Consider the following 15558-nt stretch of genomic DNA (forward strand, 5'->3'; position numbering starts at 1 on the left):
CGAGGCGTCTCGCGGCAAGAGCCCCATAGCCTGCGCGTCCTCATGGACACCTATCCTTGGAGTCGGTCGGACAGCGCGGTCCGCTCTGTTTCCTTCCCGGAAGTCCGGCCCGTATGCGGACAGGCCCCGCCTGCCGCCCGGCCGACGGACGGGTCCCCTCCAGACGAGCTTCAACACTGCAAGGAGCCGCACCTGTGAGCAGTGCCGACGACCAGACCACCACGACCAGCAGTGAGCTGCGCGCCGACATCCGCCGGCTGGGTGACCTTCTCGGCGAGACCCTCGTCCGGCAGGAGGGCCCCGAACTGCTGGAACTCGTCGAGAAGGTCCGCCGTCTCACCCGCGAGGACGGCGAGGCCGCCGCCGAACTGCTGCGCGGCATCGAACTGGAGACCGCCGCCAAGCTGGTCCGTGCCTTCTCCACCTACTTCCACCTGGCCAACGTCACCGAGCAGGTGCACCGCGGCCGCGAACTGCGCACCCGCCGCGCCGCCGAGGGCGGCCTGCTCGCCCGCACCGCCGACCGGCTCAAGGACGCCGACGCCGACCACCTGCGTCAGACCGTCCAGAACCTCAACGTCCGCCCGGTGTTCACGGCCCACCCCACCGAGGCCGCGCGCCGCTCGGTCCTGAACAAGCTCCGGCGCATCGCCGCGCTGCTGGACACCCCGGTCATCGAGTCGGACCGCCGCCGTACCGACATCCGCCTCGCCGAGAACATCGACCTGGTCTGGCAGACCGACGAACTGCGCGTCGTACGCCCCGAGCCGGCCGACGAGGCCCGCAACGCCATCTACTACCTGGACGAACTGCACGCCGACGCGGTGGGCGACGTCCTGGAGGACCTGACCGCGGAGCTGGAGCGGGTCGGCGTCAAGCTCCCCGACGACACCCGGCCCCTCACCTTCGGCACCTGGATCGGCGGCGACCGCGACGGCAACCCCAACGTCACCCCGCAGGTGACCTGGGACGTCCTCATCCTCCAGCACGAGCACGGCATCAACGACGCCCTGGAGATGATCGACGAACTCCGCGGCTTCCTGTCCAACTCCATCCGCTACACGGGTGCGACGGAGGAACTGCTGGAGTCGCTCCGCGCCGACCTGGAGCTGCTGCCCGAGATCAGCCCCCGCTACAAGCGGCTCAACGCCGAGGAGCCCTACCGGCTCAAGGCCACCTGCATCCGGCAGAAGCTGGTCAACACCAAGCGGCGCCTCGCCACCGACACCCCGCACCAGGCCGGCCGTGACTACCTCGGCACCGCCGAACTCCTCGGCGACCTGCGGCTGATCCAGGCCTCCCTGCGCGAACACCGCGGCGGTCTGTTCGCCGACGGCCGCCTCGCCCGTACGATCCGCACCCTGGCCGCGTTCGGCCTCCAGCTCGCCACCATGGACGTCCGCGAACACGCCGACGCCCACCACCACGCCCTCGGCCAGCTCTTCGACCGCCTCGGCGAGGAGTCCTGGCGCTACGCCGACATGCCCCGCGAGTACCGCGCCAAGCTTCTCGCCAAGGAGCTCCGCTCGCGCCGGCCGCTCGCACCCACCCCGGCGCCGGTGGACGCGGCCGGGGAGAAGACCCTCGGGGTCTTCCAGACCGTGAAGAAGGCCCTGGAGGTCTTCGGGCCCGAGGTCGTCGAGTCGTACATCATCTCCATGTGCCAGGGCGCCGACGACGTCTTCGCCGCCGCCGTCCTGGCCCGCGAGGCCGGGCTGATGGACCTGCACGCCGGCTGGGCCAAGGTCGGCATCGTCCCCCTCCTGGAGACCACCGACGAGCTCAAGGCCGCCGACACCATCCTGGAGGACATGCTCTCCGACCCCTCCTACCGGCGCCTGGTCGCGCTGCGCGGAGACGTCCAGGAGGTCATGCTCGGCTACTCCGACTCCTCCAAGTTCGGCGGCATCACCACCAGCCAGTGGGAGATCCACCGCGCCCAGCGCCGGCTGCGCGACGTCGCCCACCGCTACGGCGTACGCCTGCGGCTCTTCCACGGCCGTGGCGGCACGGTCGGCCGCGGCGGCGGCCCCTCCCACGACGCCATCCTCGCCCAGCCCTGGGGCACCCTGGAGGGCGAGATCAAGGTCACCGAGCAGGGCGAGGTCATCTCCGACAAGTACCTGATCCCCTCCCTGGCCCGGGAGAACCTGGAGCTGACGGTCGCGGCGACCCTGCAGGCCTCCGCGCTGCACACGTCCCCCCGCCAGTCCGGGGAGGCCCTGGCCCGCTGGGACGCCGCCATGGACGTGGTCTCCGACGCGGCCCACGGCGCCTACCGGCGCCTGGTCGAGGACCCCGACCTGCCCGCGTACTTCTTCGCCGCCACCCCCGTCGACCAGCTCGCCGACCTGCACCTGGGCTCCCGCCCCTCGCGGCGCCCGGACTCCGGCGCCGGTCTGGACGGTCTGCGGGCCATCCCCTGGGTGTTCGGCTGGACCCAGTCCCGGCAGATCGTGCCCGGCTGGTTCGGCGTCGGCTCCGGGCTGAAGGCGCTGCGCGAGGCGGGCCTGGACACCGTCCTCGCCGAGATGCACGAACAGTGGCACTTCTTCCGCAACTTCGTCTCCAACGTCGAGATGACCCTCGCCAAGACCGACCTGCGGATCGCCCAGCACTACGTCGACACCCTCGTCCCCGACGAGCTGAAGCACGTCTTCGACACCATCCGGGCCGAGCACGAGCTGACCGTCGCCGAGGTCCTCAAGATCACCGGCGAGAGCGAACTGCTGGACGCCACCCCGGTGCTCAAGCAGACCTTCGGCATTCGTGACGCCTACCTGGACCCGATCTCCTACCTCCAGGTCACCCTCCTCAAGCGCCAGCGCGACGAGGCCGCCGCCGGCGCCGAACCCGACCCGCTGCTCGCCCGCGCCCTGCTCCTCACGGTCAACGGCGTGGCGGCCGGCCTGCGCAACACCGGCTGACCGGCGCAACACCGACTGACCAGCGCCACCGCACACGGCTGTGCCCCCGGGTCGTACACCCGGGGGCACAGCCGTATGCGCTCGCAGCGGTATGTGTTCGCAGGCCGTATGTGCTCACAGCCCTGTGTGCTCACAGCCGTGTGTGCTCGCAGCCGTACGTGCTCACTGCACCGCGAAGAAGGCCGCCGTCAGCAGCGCGATTCCCGAACCGCCCAGTCCCCACGCCATGCGGGTCAGCCGCAGTCCTCCGGCCACCACCACCGACGCCAGCAGCAGCGCGCCGCCGAGCGGTACCCAGGCGAGCAGGATCCCGGCGGGGCCGGACCGGACCACGTCGTCGGTACCGGGCTTCACGATCACGTCGTAGGTCTGCCCCTTGCGCACCGCCACCGACTTGTCGATGACCACCCTTGAGCGCGCGGAGGCGCCGGACGAGACCGGGGTGAACGGGCCCGCGCAGGTGTCCGCACCGCACGCGGTCACCGCGATCGTGCCCCGCTCCTTGCCCTTCGTCAGCATCACGTGCTGCGCCGTGCCCCAGGAGCCCCACACCCCGCCGACCAGGATCAGCACGGCGACCGCGCCCATCGACACGACCCGGCCGAACCGCAGCGCGGCGACCGGAGGCGTACGGGAGGAGGGGACCGAGGCAGCAGGCATGGCCGGGATCATTGGCCATGTCCCTACGGCCGGTCAACTGCGGTGGGGGACAAGTCAGGAGTTGTACGAGCTTTGCGCCCGCTCCAGTCCCTCGGTGACCAGTGCCTCCACGGCGTCGGCCGCCCGGTCCACGAGGTAGTCCAGTTCCTTGCGCTCGGCCGAGGAGAAGTCCTTCAGCACGAAGTCCGCGACCTGCATACGGCCCGGCGGGCGTCCGATCCCGAACCGCACCCGGTGGTAGTCGGCGCCCATCGCCTTCGTCATCGACTTCAGCCCGTTGTGGCCGTTGTCGCCGCCGCCGAGCTTGATCCGCAGGACGCCGTAGTCGATGTCCAGTTCGTCGTGGACCGCGACGATGTTCGCCACCGGCACCTTGTAGAAGTCGCGCAGCGCGTTGACCGGACCGCCGGACAGGTTCATGTACGACATCGGCTTGGCCAGGATCACCCGCCGGCTCGCCGGACCCGGCGCCCCGAGCCGCCCCTCCACGACCTGCGCCTGCGCCTTGCCGGCCCGCTTGAACTTCCCCCCGATCCGCCCGGCGAGCAGGTCCGCGACCATGAAACCGACGTTGTGCCGGTTCATCGCGTACTCCGGTCCGGGGTTGCCGAGGCCGACGATCAGCCAGGGGGCGTTGGCGGCTGCGGGGGTGGTCACGTCCATGTCTCCTTGATACGCGCCAGCCGCCGCTCCCGGGAGGAAGCAGCGGCTGACGGACGATGAAACGAAGGTGAGGATCAGGCCTCGGCGACTTCCTCGCCCGCCGCGCCCTCTTCGCCCGCAGGGGCCTCCTCGGCCTGCGCGGCCAGGACCTGCAGGACGACCGCGTCGTCCTCGACGGCCAGGGTCACGCCGGACGGCAGGGTGATGTCCTTGGCGAGGACGGAGGCGCCGGCCTCCAGGCCCTCGACGGAGACGGTGACGGACTCGGGGATGTGGGTGGCCTCGGCCTCGACCGGCAGCGCGTTCAGCACGTGCTCGAGGAGGTTGCCGCCCGGGGCCAGCTCACCCTCGGTGTGCACCGGGATCTCGACGTTGACCTTCTCGCCGCGCTTGACCAGCAGCAGGTCGACGTGCTCCAGGTAGCCCTTGATCGGGTCGCGGACCACGGACTTCGGGATCGCCAGCTCGTTGGACTTGCCGTCGATGTCCAGGGAGATCAGGACGTTCGGGGTACGCAGGGCGAGCAGCAGCTCGTGGCCCGGGAGGGTCAGGTGGATCGGGTCCGAACCGTGGCCGTACAGGACACCGGGGACCTTGCTGTCGCGGCGGATACGGCGGGCGGCGCCCTTGCCGAACTCGGTGCGCGACTCGGCGGCGATCTTCACCTCGGACATGGTGATCACTCCTCGTAGAAATAGGAACGGACGTGGTCACCCGGCCACGAACGGCCTGCTACGAAGAGCGCGTCGATAACGGACCGCCGACACCTGCGCGAAAACAGGTACGGCCTCCCTCGCCGAGCAACTGGAGCAGTCTACTCGGAGGGGAGGCCGTACCCAAAAGGATCTCCACCGGCAGCTGACGCGGCCGGTGCAGAAACCTCACTGCACGGTCTTTACGAAGCGCCGCTCACTGCTCGTCGAAGAGGCTCGTCACCGAACCGTCCTCGAACACCTCGCGCACCGCGCTCGCGATCGTCGGCGCGATCGACAGCACCGTGATCTTGTCCAGGTCGCGGTTCAGCTCACCCGGCGTCGGCAGCGTGTTCGTCAGCACGAACTCGCTCACCCGCGAATTCTTCAGCCGGTCGGCCGCCGGACCCGACAGCACACCGTGCGTCGCCGTCACGATCACGTCCTCGGCGCCGTGCGCGAACAACGCGTCCGCCGCAGCGCAGATCGTGCCGCCGGTGTCGATCATGTCGTCGACCAGGACACAGACCCGGCCCTTGACCTCGCCCACGACCTCGTGGACCGTCACCTGGTTCGCCACGTCCTTGTCACGGCGCTTGTGCACGATGGCCAGCGGCGCACCGAGCCGGTCGCACCAGCGGTCCGCGACCCGGACCCGGCCGGCGTCCGGGGACACGATCGTCAGCTTGTCCTTGTCCACCTTCGCGCCCACGTAGTCCGCCAGCAGCGGAAGCGCGAACAGGTGGTCCACCGGCCCGTCGAAGAACCCCTGGATCTGGTCCGTGTGCAGGTCCACGGTCAGGATCCGGTCCGCACCCGCCGTCTTCATCAGATCGGCGATCAGCCGCGCCGAGATCGGTTCACGGCCCCGGTGCTTCTTGTCCTGCCGGGCGTAACCGTAGAACGGCACGATCACCGTGATGGAACGCGCCGACGCGCGCTTCAGCGCGTCGATCATGATCAGCTGCTCCATGATCCACTGGTTGATCGGAGCCGTGTGGCTCTGGATCACGAAACAGTCGGCACCGCGCGCCGACTCCTGGTAGCGGACGTAGATCTCGCCGTTCGCGAAGTCGAAGGCCTTCGTCGGGACAACCCCGACACCCAGCTGGTGGGCGACCTCCTCGGCAAGCTCGGGGTGGGCGCGGCCGGAGAAGAACATCATCTTCTTCTCGCCGGTCGTCTTGAACCCGGTCACAGCACTGTCTCCTCAGAGGTGTCTCAGCCGTACAGCCTGCTGGCTGCCAGCGACCCCTCGGCTGGGCGCGAGAGGCCGAATCAGCTGGTTAGGTGCGGGTGTGCACTTATCACGGTACGACGTCTTCGGCGTACCTGTTTCCGGTCAGTCCTCGTTCGTGCCCTGACGGGAGGCCGCCTCGGCGGCCTTCGCCGCCGCACTTCCCGGACGCTTCCGGGCCACCCAACCCTCGATATTCCGCTGCTGGCCGCGGGCGACGGCCAGCGAACCGGGCGGTACGTCCTTCGTGATCACGGACCCGGCGGCGGTGTACGCGCCGTCCCCGACCGTGACAGGCGCCACAAACATGTTGTCCGAACCCGTCTTGCAGTGCGACCCGACGGTGGTGTGGTGCTTGCTCTCGCCGTCGTAGTTCACGAACACGCTCGCCGCACCGATGTTCGAGTACTCGCCGATCGTCGCGTCGCCGACATAGGAGAGGTGCGGAATCTTGGTCCCCTCGCCGATCGAGGTGTTCTTGGTCTCCACATAGGTGCCGATCTTGCCCTTGGCCCCCAGCCGCGTCCCCGCCCGCAGATAGGCATACGGTCCCACGGACGCGTTCGGACCGACATGGGCGGAATCGGCCACCGTGTTGTCCACCCGCGCCCCGGCCCCGACCCGGGTGTTCCTCAGCCGGCTGTTCGGCCCGACCTCGGCACCCTCGCCGAGGTGCGTGGAGCCCTGCAGCTGCGTCCCCGGGTGGACGACGGCATCCTGCTCGAAGGTGACCGTCACATCGACCCACGTGGTCGCCGGGTCCACGACGGTCACGCCGGCCAGCATCGCCCGCTCCAGCAGCCGGTCGTTGAGGATCCGGCGGGCCTCCGCCAGCTGCACCCGGTTGTTGATCCCGGCGATCTCGCGGTGGTCGGCGGCCACCGAGGCGCCGACCCGGTGCCCGGCCTCGCGCAGGATCCCCAGCACGTCCGTCAGGTACTCCTCGCCCTGGCTGTTGTCCGTGCGCACCTTGCCCAGCGCGTCCGCGAGCAACTGCCCGTCGAACGCGAACACACCCGAGTTGATCTCCCGGATCGCCCGCTGGTCGTCGGAGGCGTCCTTGTGCTCGACGATGGCCGTCACCGCGCCGGACGAGTCGTCGCGCACGATCCGGCCGTAACCGGTCGCGTCCGGGACCTCGGCGGTCAGCACGGTCACCGCGTTGCCGTCGCCGTGGTGCGTCTCGGTGAGCCGGGCGAGGGTCGCACCGGTGAGCAGCGGGGTGTCCCCGCAGACGACCACGACGGTCCCCTGGACCGTGCCGCCCAGCTCCTCCAGCGCCATCCGTACCGCGTGCCCGGTGCCGTTCTGCTGTTCCTGCACGGCCGTACGGGCGGCGGGGTCGACCGCACCGAGATGCGCGCCGACCTGCTCACGCGCGTGCCCGACGACGACGACGAGGTTCTCGGGGTTCAACTCGCGGGAGGCGGCGAGCACATGGCCCACCAGGGAACGGCCACAGATCTCGTGCAGGACCTTGGGTGTGGCCGACTTCATACGGGTGCCCTCACCCGCTGCGAGAACGACGACGGCTGCCGGGCGAATGGCGCTCACGGAGTTGCCCTTCGGCTTTTGGATGGGTGGGGGTGACATCCGCAGGATACCGGGGCGTTTCATGGGGGACATGAGAGTGGGCCCTGACGGAGCTGTCGGCGGTCAGGGCCCTGATGAGTGCGGCTCCCCCGCCAGGACTCGAACCCGGACAGATGGCACCAAAAGCCACAGTGCTGCCAATTACACCACGGGGGAACATGTCGACCAAACCAGACATTTAGCCCGGCTGTCGAATGGCGCCTCCTACTATGCCGTACCAGGCGCCTTCCACGCGACGATACAAGTCCGCGCTCTGGAGCACATAGACGGTCAGGCAACCTCGGTATGTCTCCGAGGCGTTCTCGGGCTCGTCTTCTTTGGTGTCGGCCGAGTCCGGCCCGCCGCAGCGCCACCGCCCGCTCCCGGAGGCCCTCGAAGTCCCGGTACTTGCTGTCCGAATGCGCCATGGGCACACCGTCTGGGCGGAATGATCGATTCCGAGGCTGAACGGTCATGGTTCAGCGGTTCGAGGGATACCAGTGGGTTTCGGTGTTGTTCGGTTACGGAGGGTGGTGTAGGCCAGTAGACGAAACTCACCGGAAAAGCCCACCCCCGCGCCCGTAGGCTGGACGCATGACCACGACGGGGGCAGACCGCACGACGGCCTTGGCAGGGCCGTGGTGGTGGTCGCGGTGGCGTAGTGCGGTACTGGACGGTGGTCTGGCACTGGTGTCGGCGCTGGAGTGCGGCGCCGAGGGGATCCCCTTCGCTCGGGACGCGGGTGTTCCGGTGTCGGCCGGGATCGTGTTCGGTCTGCTGGCCGGTTCGGTGCTGTTGCTGCGCAGGAAATGGCCGATCGCAGTCGTACTCGTGTCGATCGCGATCACACCGGCCCAGATGGGCTTCCTGATGGGCATCGTCGGCCTCTACACCCTCGCCGCGGCCGAGGTGCCGCGACGGATCATCGTGGCGCTGTCCGGAATGACGTTCCTCGGCACGCTGATCGTCACGTTCGTGCGGGTCCGGCAGAGCATGGCGCGCGGGGATCTGACGATGGGGGACTGGTTCGTCCCCTTCGCGTCGCTGGCGACCTCGCTGGGACTGACCGCGCCCCCGGTGCTGCTGGGCCTGTACGTGGGTGCGCGGCGGCGGCTTATGGAGAGCCTGCGGGAGCGCGCGGACAGCCTGGAGCGGGAGCTGCAGCTGCTCGCGGAGCGCGCGGAGGAGCGTGCGGAGTGGGCGCGGGGCGAGGAACGGACCCGGATCGCGCGGGAGATGCATGACGTCGTCGCGCATCGGGTGAGCCTGATGGTGGTGCACGCGGCGGCCTTGCAGGCGGTGGCGCGGAAGGACCCGGAGAAGGCGGTGAAGAACGCGGCACTGGTCGGTGACATGGGGCGCCAGGCGCTGACGGAGCTGCGGGAGATGCTCGGGGTGCTGCGCTCCGGGGACGGCGTCCGGCGTCGTACGGCGCCGGCGCCGGCGTCCGCGTCGTTGCCGTTGGCCGCGGTGGGGGCGGCCGCCGCGGCGGCCGCCTCGCGGGTGGCCGAGGAGGAGGGGCCGTACCTGTCGGAGCTGGAGGAGCTGATCGGGCAGTCGGCGGCGGCCGGGATGGTGGTCGACCTGTCGGTGGAGGGGGACGTGCGGTCGTATGCGGTCGCGGTCGAGCAGACGGCGTTCCGGGTGGTGCAGGAGGCGTTGACGAACGTCCACAAGCACGCGGCGGGCGCCAAGACCCATGTGCGGCTGGCGCATCGGGTGGCGGAGATCGCGATGCAGGTGGAGAACGAGCCACCGCCGGAGCCGGCGTCGGCGGCCTCGGCGGGCCTGCCGTCGGGCGGGAACGGTCTGGTGGGGATGCGCGAGCGCGTGCTGGGGCTGGGCGGGGTGTTCGTGTCGGGCCCGACGGACGCGGGAGGTTTCCGGGTGTCGGCGGTGATTCCGGCGGCGTGAGCGGGTGGTCGGTGATCCCGGCGGCGTGAGCGGGTGTGGTGAGCGGGTGTCGCGGATGGGTGTGGTGGGTGGGTGAGTGGGGGCGTGGTGGGTGGTGCGTGAGTGGGTGAGTGGGGGCGTGGTGGGTGAGTGGGTGAGTGGTTTCGGTGGGTGGTGCGTGGGTGGGTGGGTGGGTGGGTGGGTGGTGAGTGGTTTCGGTGCGGGGGTGCCGGTCAGGCGTGGGTGGTGAGGCGTTGGGGTTCGACGCCTGCGATGAGGGTGGTGAGGCCGTGGTCGATGTCAGGGCCCACGTACCAGTCGCCGGTGTGGTCGAGGGTGTAGACGCGGCCCTCGGTGTCGATGGCGAGCAGGGAGCGGGTCTCGGTCTCCTCGCCCAGGGGGCAGACCTCGGTGTCGAGGGCGCGGCCGAGGTCGCCGAGGGTGCGGGCGAGGTGCAGGCCGTGCAGGGGGTCGAGGTGGAGGGCGGCGGGGGCGATCTGGCGGCCGGGCCCGGTGGGGGTGATGTGCAGGCCGCCGAATTCGGCCCAGGCCTCCACGGCGGCGGGGAAGACGGCATGCCGGTGTCCGGCGGGTGAGGTGTGCTCGCGGAGGGCGTCGGCCCAGACCTCGGCCTGTTTTATGTCCCAGCGTCCGGGTTGCCAACCGGCGGCGCGCAGAGCCGCGTCGACGGGCACCGAGAAGCGCGTGGTGGAGGTGCGGTCGGGGTGCATCTGCCCTTCGTTCGTTTGGTGCGGGTGCTGCGTGTGGCGTGGCGTGACGTGGGGGCGTGGGGGGCGTGTGGTGTTCGGTGCGGGGTGTTGGGTGCTGTGCGGGTGGGGGCGCGTCAGTCGTCGGTGGCGGTGGGGTCGACGATGCGGACGCCGAAGTGGGCGGTGAGGGCGGCGCAGGCCCGGCAGGGGGCGGCGAAGCTGCCGTGCAGGGGGTCGCCGTCCTCGCGTATGCGGCGGGCGGTGAGCTTGGCCTGCTTGAGGGCCTTGCGGGCCTCACCGTTGGTCATGGGTTTGCGGACGGCGCGTTTGCTGCGGGCGCTGTCGGCGGAGGCGATGTGCCGTGAGATGAGGATGGCCTCGGCGCAGCGCCCGGTGGAACGGTCGCGTTGTCCACTGGGCAGGGTGTCGAGGAACTCCTGGACCAGCGGGTGCAGCGGAGGCGGCTGGTCGCCGCGGGCCGCGGTGCCGGTGAGGGTGGCGCCGCGGACGGACAGGGCGGCCGCGACGGTGGGCAGGATGCCGTCGCGGCGGTGCCGGAGGGTGGGCGCGGGAGGTATTTCGGTGCTGCTCCAGCCGATGCGGGGGTCGCCGTTGATGGCGCCGTGACCGGCGCCGGGCATCGCGGTGTGCGGTCCCGTCTGTGTGGCGTTCATGATCGCCTTCCCCTCCCGGGCATCCCCCGAAAGTCACAGACTGCCAAATCCCGTGGCGGGTGCGGAAGCTGGGGCGGTGCGACACGCCCGGGTTTGGGCAGGCTGTCACGGCGGGGTGACGGCTGGTCACGGAAGCGGAGGCCCGGTGACCGGGGTTCGCGTACCGCATAGGCTGTCGGCACCGCGATGGGCGCGGTCGACGCGTCTGGGACGTGGGAGAGACAGCCGGATACGGGCCGGGGCGCGCCTTTGGGGTGTGGTTTCGGTTCGTACAGAGTGCCGCAGGGGGCAACCGTCATGACGACAGGTCGGCTCGGGATGGGGGCACCGCCCAGCCGCCAGGCCGGGGGACAAGCCGTGCCGCCGAACTCGGCCTACGCCGGGCAGGTCGTGCACTTCCCGGATCCGGTCCGGGCGGCACGTCACCCGAGAGGGGTACGTGTCGACGAGCAGGGCTACCCCGATTTCTCGCCCTACGCGCGCGCGGCGGCGGAGATCGCGGACCCGCCGGAGGGTTTCGGCGTCGACGAGTTGCGGCTGACGGACTACGTGTCGGCGAACGCGGTGTTGTCCGCCTCGGGTCATGAACTGTGGGACACGGTGCCGGCGGTGGCGACGCCGCACGGCTGGACGTGGCATCACGTGGCCGGGTCGCGACGGCTGGAGCTGGTCCCTGTCGAGGTGAAGGCGTTGCTGCGGCACCACGGCGGGGTGGCGACGGCCCGGGTGGACCAGGGCAAGCGGGGCACGCGGCCGTTGCAGGAGACCCGCCCGGCCCATGTCGGGCTGCCCAAGTCGGGCGTGGCGGTGTCGGAGTCGCAGGTGCAGGGCGTCGAGGAGGACCTGGGCTACCGGTTGCCCGGTGCCTACCGCTCCTTCCTGAAGGCGGCGGGCGGCTGCGCGCCGGTGGGCACGGCGCTGGACGCCGAACTCGGTCTGCTGCTGGACCAGCCGTTCTTCACGGTCCGCGACGAGGCGGCGGTCAACGACCTCGTCTACGTCAACAAGTGCCTGCGCGACCATCTGACCAAGGACTACCTGGGCGTGTGTTTCGTGCAGGGCGGTCTGCTGGCGGTGAAGGTGAAGGGCGACCGGCTCGGTTCGGTGTGGTTCTGCGCGTACGACGATGTGCGCGACGTGGATCCGTCATGGCCGCCGGCCGAGCGGGTGGAACGGCTGCTGCTGCCCTGCGGTGAGGACTTCGACGTGTTCCTGTCCCGGCTGGCGGGTTCCCCGCCGGAGTTGGAGACGGTGGCGAACCTGATGGTGGACGGCGGTTTCGCCCGTGCCGTCTCTGTTGGCTCGGGGGAGTGAGTTTCGGCATGGTGACGTTCGCGCAGGCGCAGGAGCGCGCGGAGGAGTGGATCAACGGCGACGTGCCGGCGTACCAGCACCGCGAGGTGCGGGTACGGGAGTTCGGCCTCGGGTTCGTGGTGTGGGGCGAGGACCGTGCCGAGGGCCCGCGTTCGGACGCGGGCGGGCAGCGGCTGGTCATCGCCCGGGACACCGGCGACGCGACGCTGTGGCCGGCGCTGCCGGTGGGCGAGGTGATCCGCCGCTACGAGGAGGAGTACGGCCGTGAGGCGGAGGTCGCCGACGCGGTACCGGCGCCCGCGGCGCGGGTCGACCTGAACCAGACCTCGTTCCTGCTGAGCCCCCCGGAGTGGCTCCAGGAAGCGGCGGACAAGCTGGGGATCCCGGATCGGCGAGCGGGGAGTGACGGGCCGTCGGCCGAGGGTGCGGCCGGCGGTGCGGCCGGGGGTGCGGCCGGGGAGTCCGGGACTGGCTCAGGTGTGGGTTCCGGCACGGGGCCGGGTGTGGGTTCCGGTGGGCTTGCGGAGACGCAGGCGGGCGTGCCCGCGGGTGCCGGTGGGGCTTCCTGGCCGGCGGCCGGGGGCGGTGCGGGCGCGGGCGCCGGGGCGGCTGTGGGGGCGCAGGGTGCGCCCGCTGCGCCGGGCGTGCCCAACGTGCCTGCCGGCGCTACTCCTTGGGCGGGCACCGACACGAACGCCGACGCCGGTGAGGACCGTTCCGTTCCGCTGCCCGCGACGGTGTTCGCGCCGCCGCTGAGTGACTCCGACAACGGTGCGCTGGGAGACGCCGAGACGGCGCTGATGTCGGGGGGCAGCCAACTGCCGCGCACGGCGGTGTCTCCGGCGCTCGACGACGCGAGCGCGCCGGGTGTGCAGGGCGCGCAGGGTGTGCACGACGGGCAGGGTGGTGTGTCGGGGGCGCGTGGAGCTGCTGGTGCGCCGGGGGTGCCGGGTGCGCCCGGGGCGCACGGTGCGTCCGTCGCGCCTGGCGCGCCGCAGGGCAGTACGCCTCCACCGCCTCCGCCGGGCGCCCCGACGTACGGCTATCCGCAGGGTCCGGCGGCGGCTCCGGGCGCGCCCGCGCCGGGCGGGCCGGCCAATCCGCCGGCGCCCGCGGCTCCGCCCGCGCCCTCTTACGGCTATCCGAAGAGCCCCGCCGCCTCGAGCTACGGCTACCCGCAGGGGTCGGCCGGTGCTCCGGGCGTGCCTCAGCCTCCGGCGGGTCCGGCCACTCCGAGCCGCCCGCTGGCACCGAACGCCAGTGACATAGCGGATGCCGCGACGAGCCGGGCCGCACCTCCGCCGCGCAAGGCGCGTGGCGCGGCCGGTGCGCCGCCTCCGCCGCCGGGCGCACCTGGAACGCCGGGCGCGCGCCCCGGGGTTACGCCTCAGCCGCCCGCGCCGGGTGCGCCGGCGGGCGGGTATGTGCCGACGCAGATGGTGTCGGCACTGGGTCCCGAGGGGCCTGGGGGTCCGGCCCAGGCGCCGGGCGCGCAGACGCCACCGGGCGCCCCCAACCCGCCCGGTACGCCGGGCACCCCGGGCGGCACGCCCCCCGGCGATGCCCATCGTTCGACCACGATGCTGGCCGACCCGAACGCGAGGGGCGGGGGCGCGCCTCAGCCCCCGGGCGCCCCGGGCATGCCGAACCCGCCCGGCGCTCCAGGAGCCCCGGGCGCCCCGGGTGTACCCCACGCGCCCGGCGCACAGCCGCCGTCGTACGCCCCCGGTGCACCCTTTGCGCCGGGCGCACCGCAAGCCTCGGGCGCCCCTGGCGCACCGCAGCCCCCTGGCGCCCCTGGCATGCCTCCCGCGCCGGGTGCGCAAGGCTCCGCCGGTGGTGCGCATGGGGCGGTTCACCACGCGGAGACCGTGCTGGCCGGGCCCCCGGTGGGCGCCCCTGGCGCACCGCTGCCCCCGCCCGCCCCCGGCGTACCGGCGGCACCGGGCGCCCCGCAGATGCCGCCGCCGATGCCGGCCGGCGCGATGCCGCCGCCCGGGCAGCCTGTGCCGGGGCAGCAGCCGCCGGCTTACGGCTACCCGCAGCAGGGCCAGCCGACCGTGGGCCCCGGCTACCAGGCGGTGCTGCGCTACCGCGCACAGGACGGTTCGGAGCAGCAGCTGATCCGGCGTTCGGCGCCGGGGACGCCGCACCCGGAGTGGCAGATCTACCACGAGCTGCGGGCGATGAACGTGCCGCCGGACCAGGTGCTGGAGCTGCACACGGAGCTGGAGTCGTGCGAGCTGCCCGGTGCCTACTGCGCGCGGATGATCCGGGAGCAGTGGCCGCAGGCGCGGCTCGCGAGCATCGCGCCGTACGGGACGGATCACGCGAGCCGGCAGCAGGGGATGCGGGAGTTGCTGGCGCACCAGGGCGAGCTGCACCAGGTGGCGGCGGGTCCGGCGCGGCCCGCGCCGGTGCGGGCGCCGTTGCCGCCGGTGCAGGCGGCGCCGCCGTTGCCGCCGGAGGCGATCGCGCAGGAGCTGGGGGCGGCGTTCGGGCCGGGCGTGTTCCGGTTCGAGCAGGCGGCGGTGTCGCGGCAGGGGGTGCCGCCGGTCGTGGCGCACACGCTGGTCGCGGCCGGACTGCCTTTGGACATGGGGCCGTTCTTCTGGGCGCAGGCCCAGCCGGGCCGTCCGGTGCCGACGCTGGCCGAGCTGGCGCAGGAGCGGGGGGTGCAGCCGGCGCCGGACGCCGGGTCGTACCTCGTGATGGGTACCGACTTCGGCAAGGCGATCTGTGTGCAGTACGGCACCGCGAACATCGTGGCCGTACCGGTGGAGGCGGGGCCGGGCGGGGCGTCGGTGCCGCCGCAGTTCGTCAACACCGGGCTGCCGGAGTTCGCGCGCTGCTTGGCGCTGCTGGGCCGGATGTGGCGGCTCAGGTTCGGCCTGAACCAGGAGCAGGCGGGCCGCTGGACCGTCGACTTCCAGGCACAGCTGGCCTCCCTGGACCCGGCGGCGCTCGGTTCGCCGGAGAGCTGGTGGTCGGTGCTGCTGGAGCAGATGTGGGACGGCCTGTTGTAGCTCGGCGGTAGGAACAGCCGGTGGGGGCCGGTCCGGTCGGGTGAACCGGACCGGCCCCCACGCGTGCGTGCACGCCTCTGTCCGGGACCGGGTCGGGGCGGTGGTGCCGAGCCGGTACCGCGGGGGCGCGCGGCTGAGAGTTCACGCCTCCTGGTGCTCTCGCGGGCCCGGATGCGATGCGCGGCGCTCC

11 protein-coding genes and 1 tRNA gene are annotated in these 15558 nt (G+C 71.8%); 4 read left to right on the forward strand and 8 right to left on the reverse strand.

Going from position 1 to position 15558, the window contains the following annotated elements; all coding sequences use genetic code 11:
* Nucleotides 1–194: 194 nt before the first annotated feature.
* A complete protein-coding gene (gene ppc, locus ABZ642_RS31370; RefSeq protein ID WP_360489946.1) occupies nt 195–2927 on the forward strand; it encodes a phosphoenolpyruvate carboxylase in 2733 nt (910 codons plus the stop codon).
* A gap of 162 nt (nt 2928–3089) precedes the next feature.
* Here the strand turns inward: ppc and ABZ642_RS31375 are convergent, their stop codons facing one another.
* The 6 genes from ABZ642_RS31375 to ABZ642_RS31400 form a co-directional block, all read right to left on the reverse strand.
* Nucleotides 3090–3599 (reverse strand): hypothetical protein, encoded by a 510-nt coding sequence (locus ABZ642_RS31375; protein WP_360489948.1) that lies wholly within the window; start codon nt 3597–3599, stop codon nt 3090–3092.
* Nucleotides 3600–3641: 42 nt separating this feature from the next.
* Complete coding sequence (gene pth / locus ABZ642_RS31380) at nt 3642–4250, reverse strand: aminoacyl-tRNA hydrolase (protein WP_360489950.1); 609 nt, start codon at nt 4248–4250, stop codon at nt 3642–3644.
* Between the two features lie 74 nt (nt 4251–4324).
* On the reverse strand, nt 4325–4924 hold the full coding sequence (locus ABZ642_RS31385; RefSeq protein ID WP_360489952.1) for a 50S ribosomal protein L25/general stress protein Ctc: 600 nt from the start codon (nt 4922–4924) through the stop codon (nt 4325–4327).
* Between the two features lie 235 nt (nt 4925–5159).
* Nucleotides 5160–6140: a ribose-phosphate diphosphokinase gene (locus ABZ642_RS31390; protein WP_360489954.1), complete on the reverse strand. Its 981-nt coding sequence runs from the start codon at nt 6138–6140 to the stop codon at nt 5160–5162.
* A 144-nt stretch (nt 6141–6284) separates the two neighbouring features.
* A complete protein-coding gene (gene glmU, locus ABZ642_RS31395; protein ID WP_360489956.1) occupies nt 6285–7733 on the reverse strand; it encodes a bifunctional UDP-N-acetylglucosamine diphosphorylase/glucosamine-1-phosphate N-acetyltransferase GlmU in 1449 nt (482 codons plus the stop codon).
* A gap of 123 nt (nt 7734–7856) precedes the next feature.
* Nucleotides 7857–7928, reverse strand: a tRNA-Gln gene (locus tag ABZ642_RS31400).
* 417 nt (nt 7929–8345) lie between these two features.
* Here ABZ642_RS31400 and ABZ642_RS31405 point away from each other — a divergent pair.
* Nucleotides 8346–9665 carry a histidine kinase gene (locus ABZ642_RS31405; protein WP_360489958.1) on the forward strand — a complete coding sequence of 440 codons (1320 nt, stop codon included), beginning with the start codon at nt 8346–8348 and terminating at the stop codon, nt 9663–9665.
* A 212-nt stretch (nt 9666–9877) separates the two neighbouring features.
* On the opposite strand, the gene ABZ642_RS31410 is transcribed toward ABZ642_RS31405, so the two are convergent.
* Together ABZ642_RS31410 and ABZ642_RS31415 are read right to left on the reverse strand one after the other, a co-directional pair.
* Nucleotides 9878–10375: an SUKH-3 domain-containing protein gene (locus ABZ642_RS31410; protein ID WP_360489960.1), complete on the reverse strand. Its 498-nt coding sequence runs from the start codon at nt 10373–10375 to the stop codon at nt 9878–9880.
* Nucleotides 10376–10488: 113 nt separating this feature from the next.
* Nucleotides 10489–11028, reverse strand: a complete 540-nt coding sequence (locus ABZ642_RS31415; RefSeq protein ID WP_360489962.1) for a YwqJ-related putative deaminase — start codon at nt 11026–11028, stop codon at nt 10489–10491.
* Nucleotides 11029–11325: 297 nt separating this feature from the next.
* Here ABZ642_RS31415 and ABZ642_RS31420 point away from each other — a divergent pair, with 297 nt between their 5' ends.
* Both ABZ642_RS31420 and ABZ642_RS31425 read left to right on the forward strand, forming a co-directional pair.
* Nucleotides 11326–12342 carry an SMI1/KNR4 family protein gene (locus tag ABZ642_RS31420; RefSeq protein ID WP_360489964.1) on the forward strand — a complete coding sequence of 339 codons (1017 nt, stop codon included), beginning with the start codon at nt 11326–11328 and terminating at the stop codon, nt 12340–12342.
* Nucleotides 12343–12350: 8 nt separating this feature from the next.
* Entirely contained in the window at nt 12351–15368 is a 3018-nt protein-coding gene (locus ABZ642_RS31425) for an SUKH-4 family immunity protein (RefSeq protein WP_360489966.1), read from the forward strand.
* Nucleotides 15369–15558 lie beyond the last annotated feature (190 nt).

The organism is Streptomyces sp. NPDC007157 (assembly GCF_040634235.1).
GTDB lineage: Bacteria > Actinomycetota > Actinomycetes > Streptomycetales > Streptomycetaceae > Streptomyces.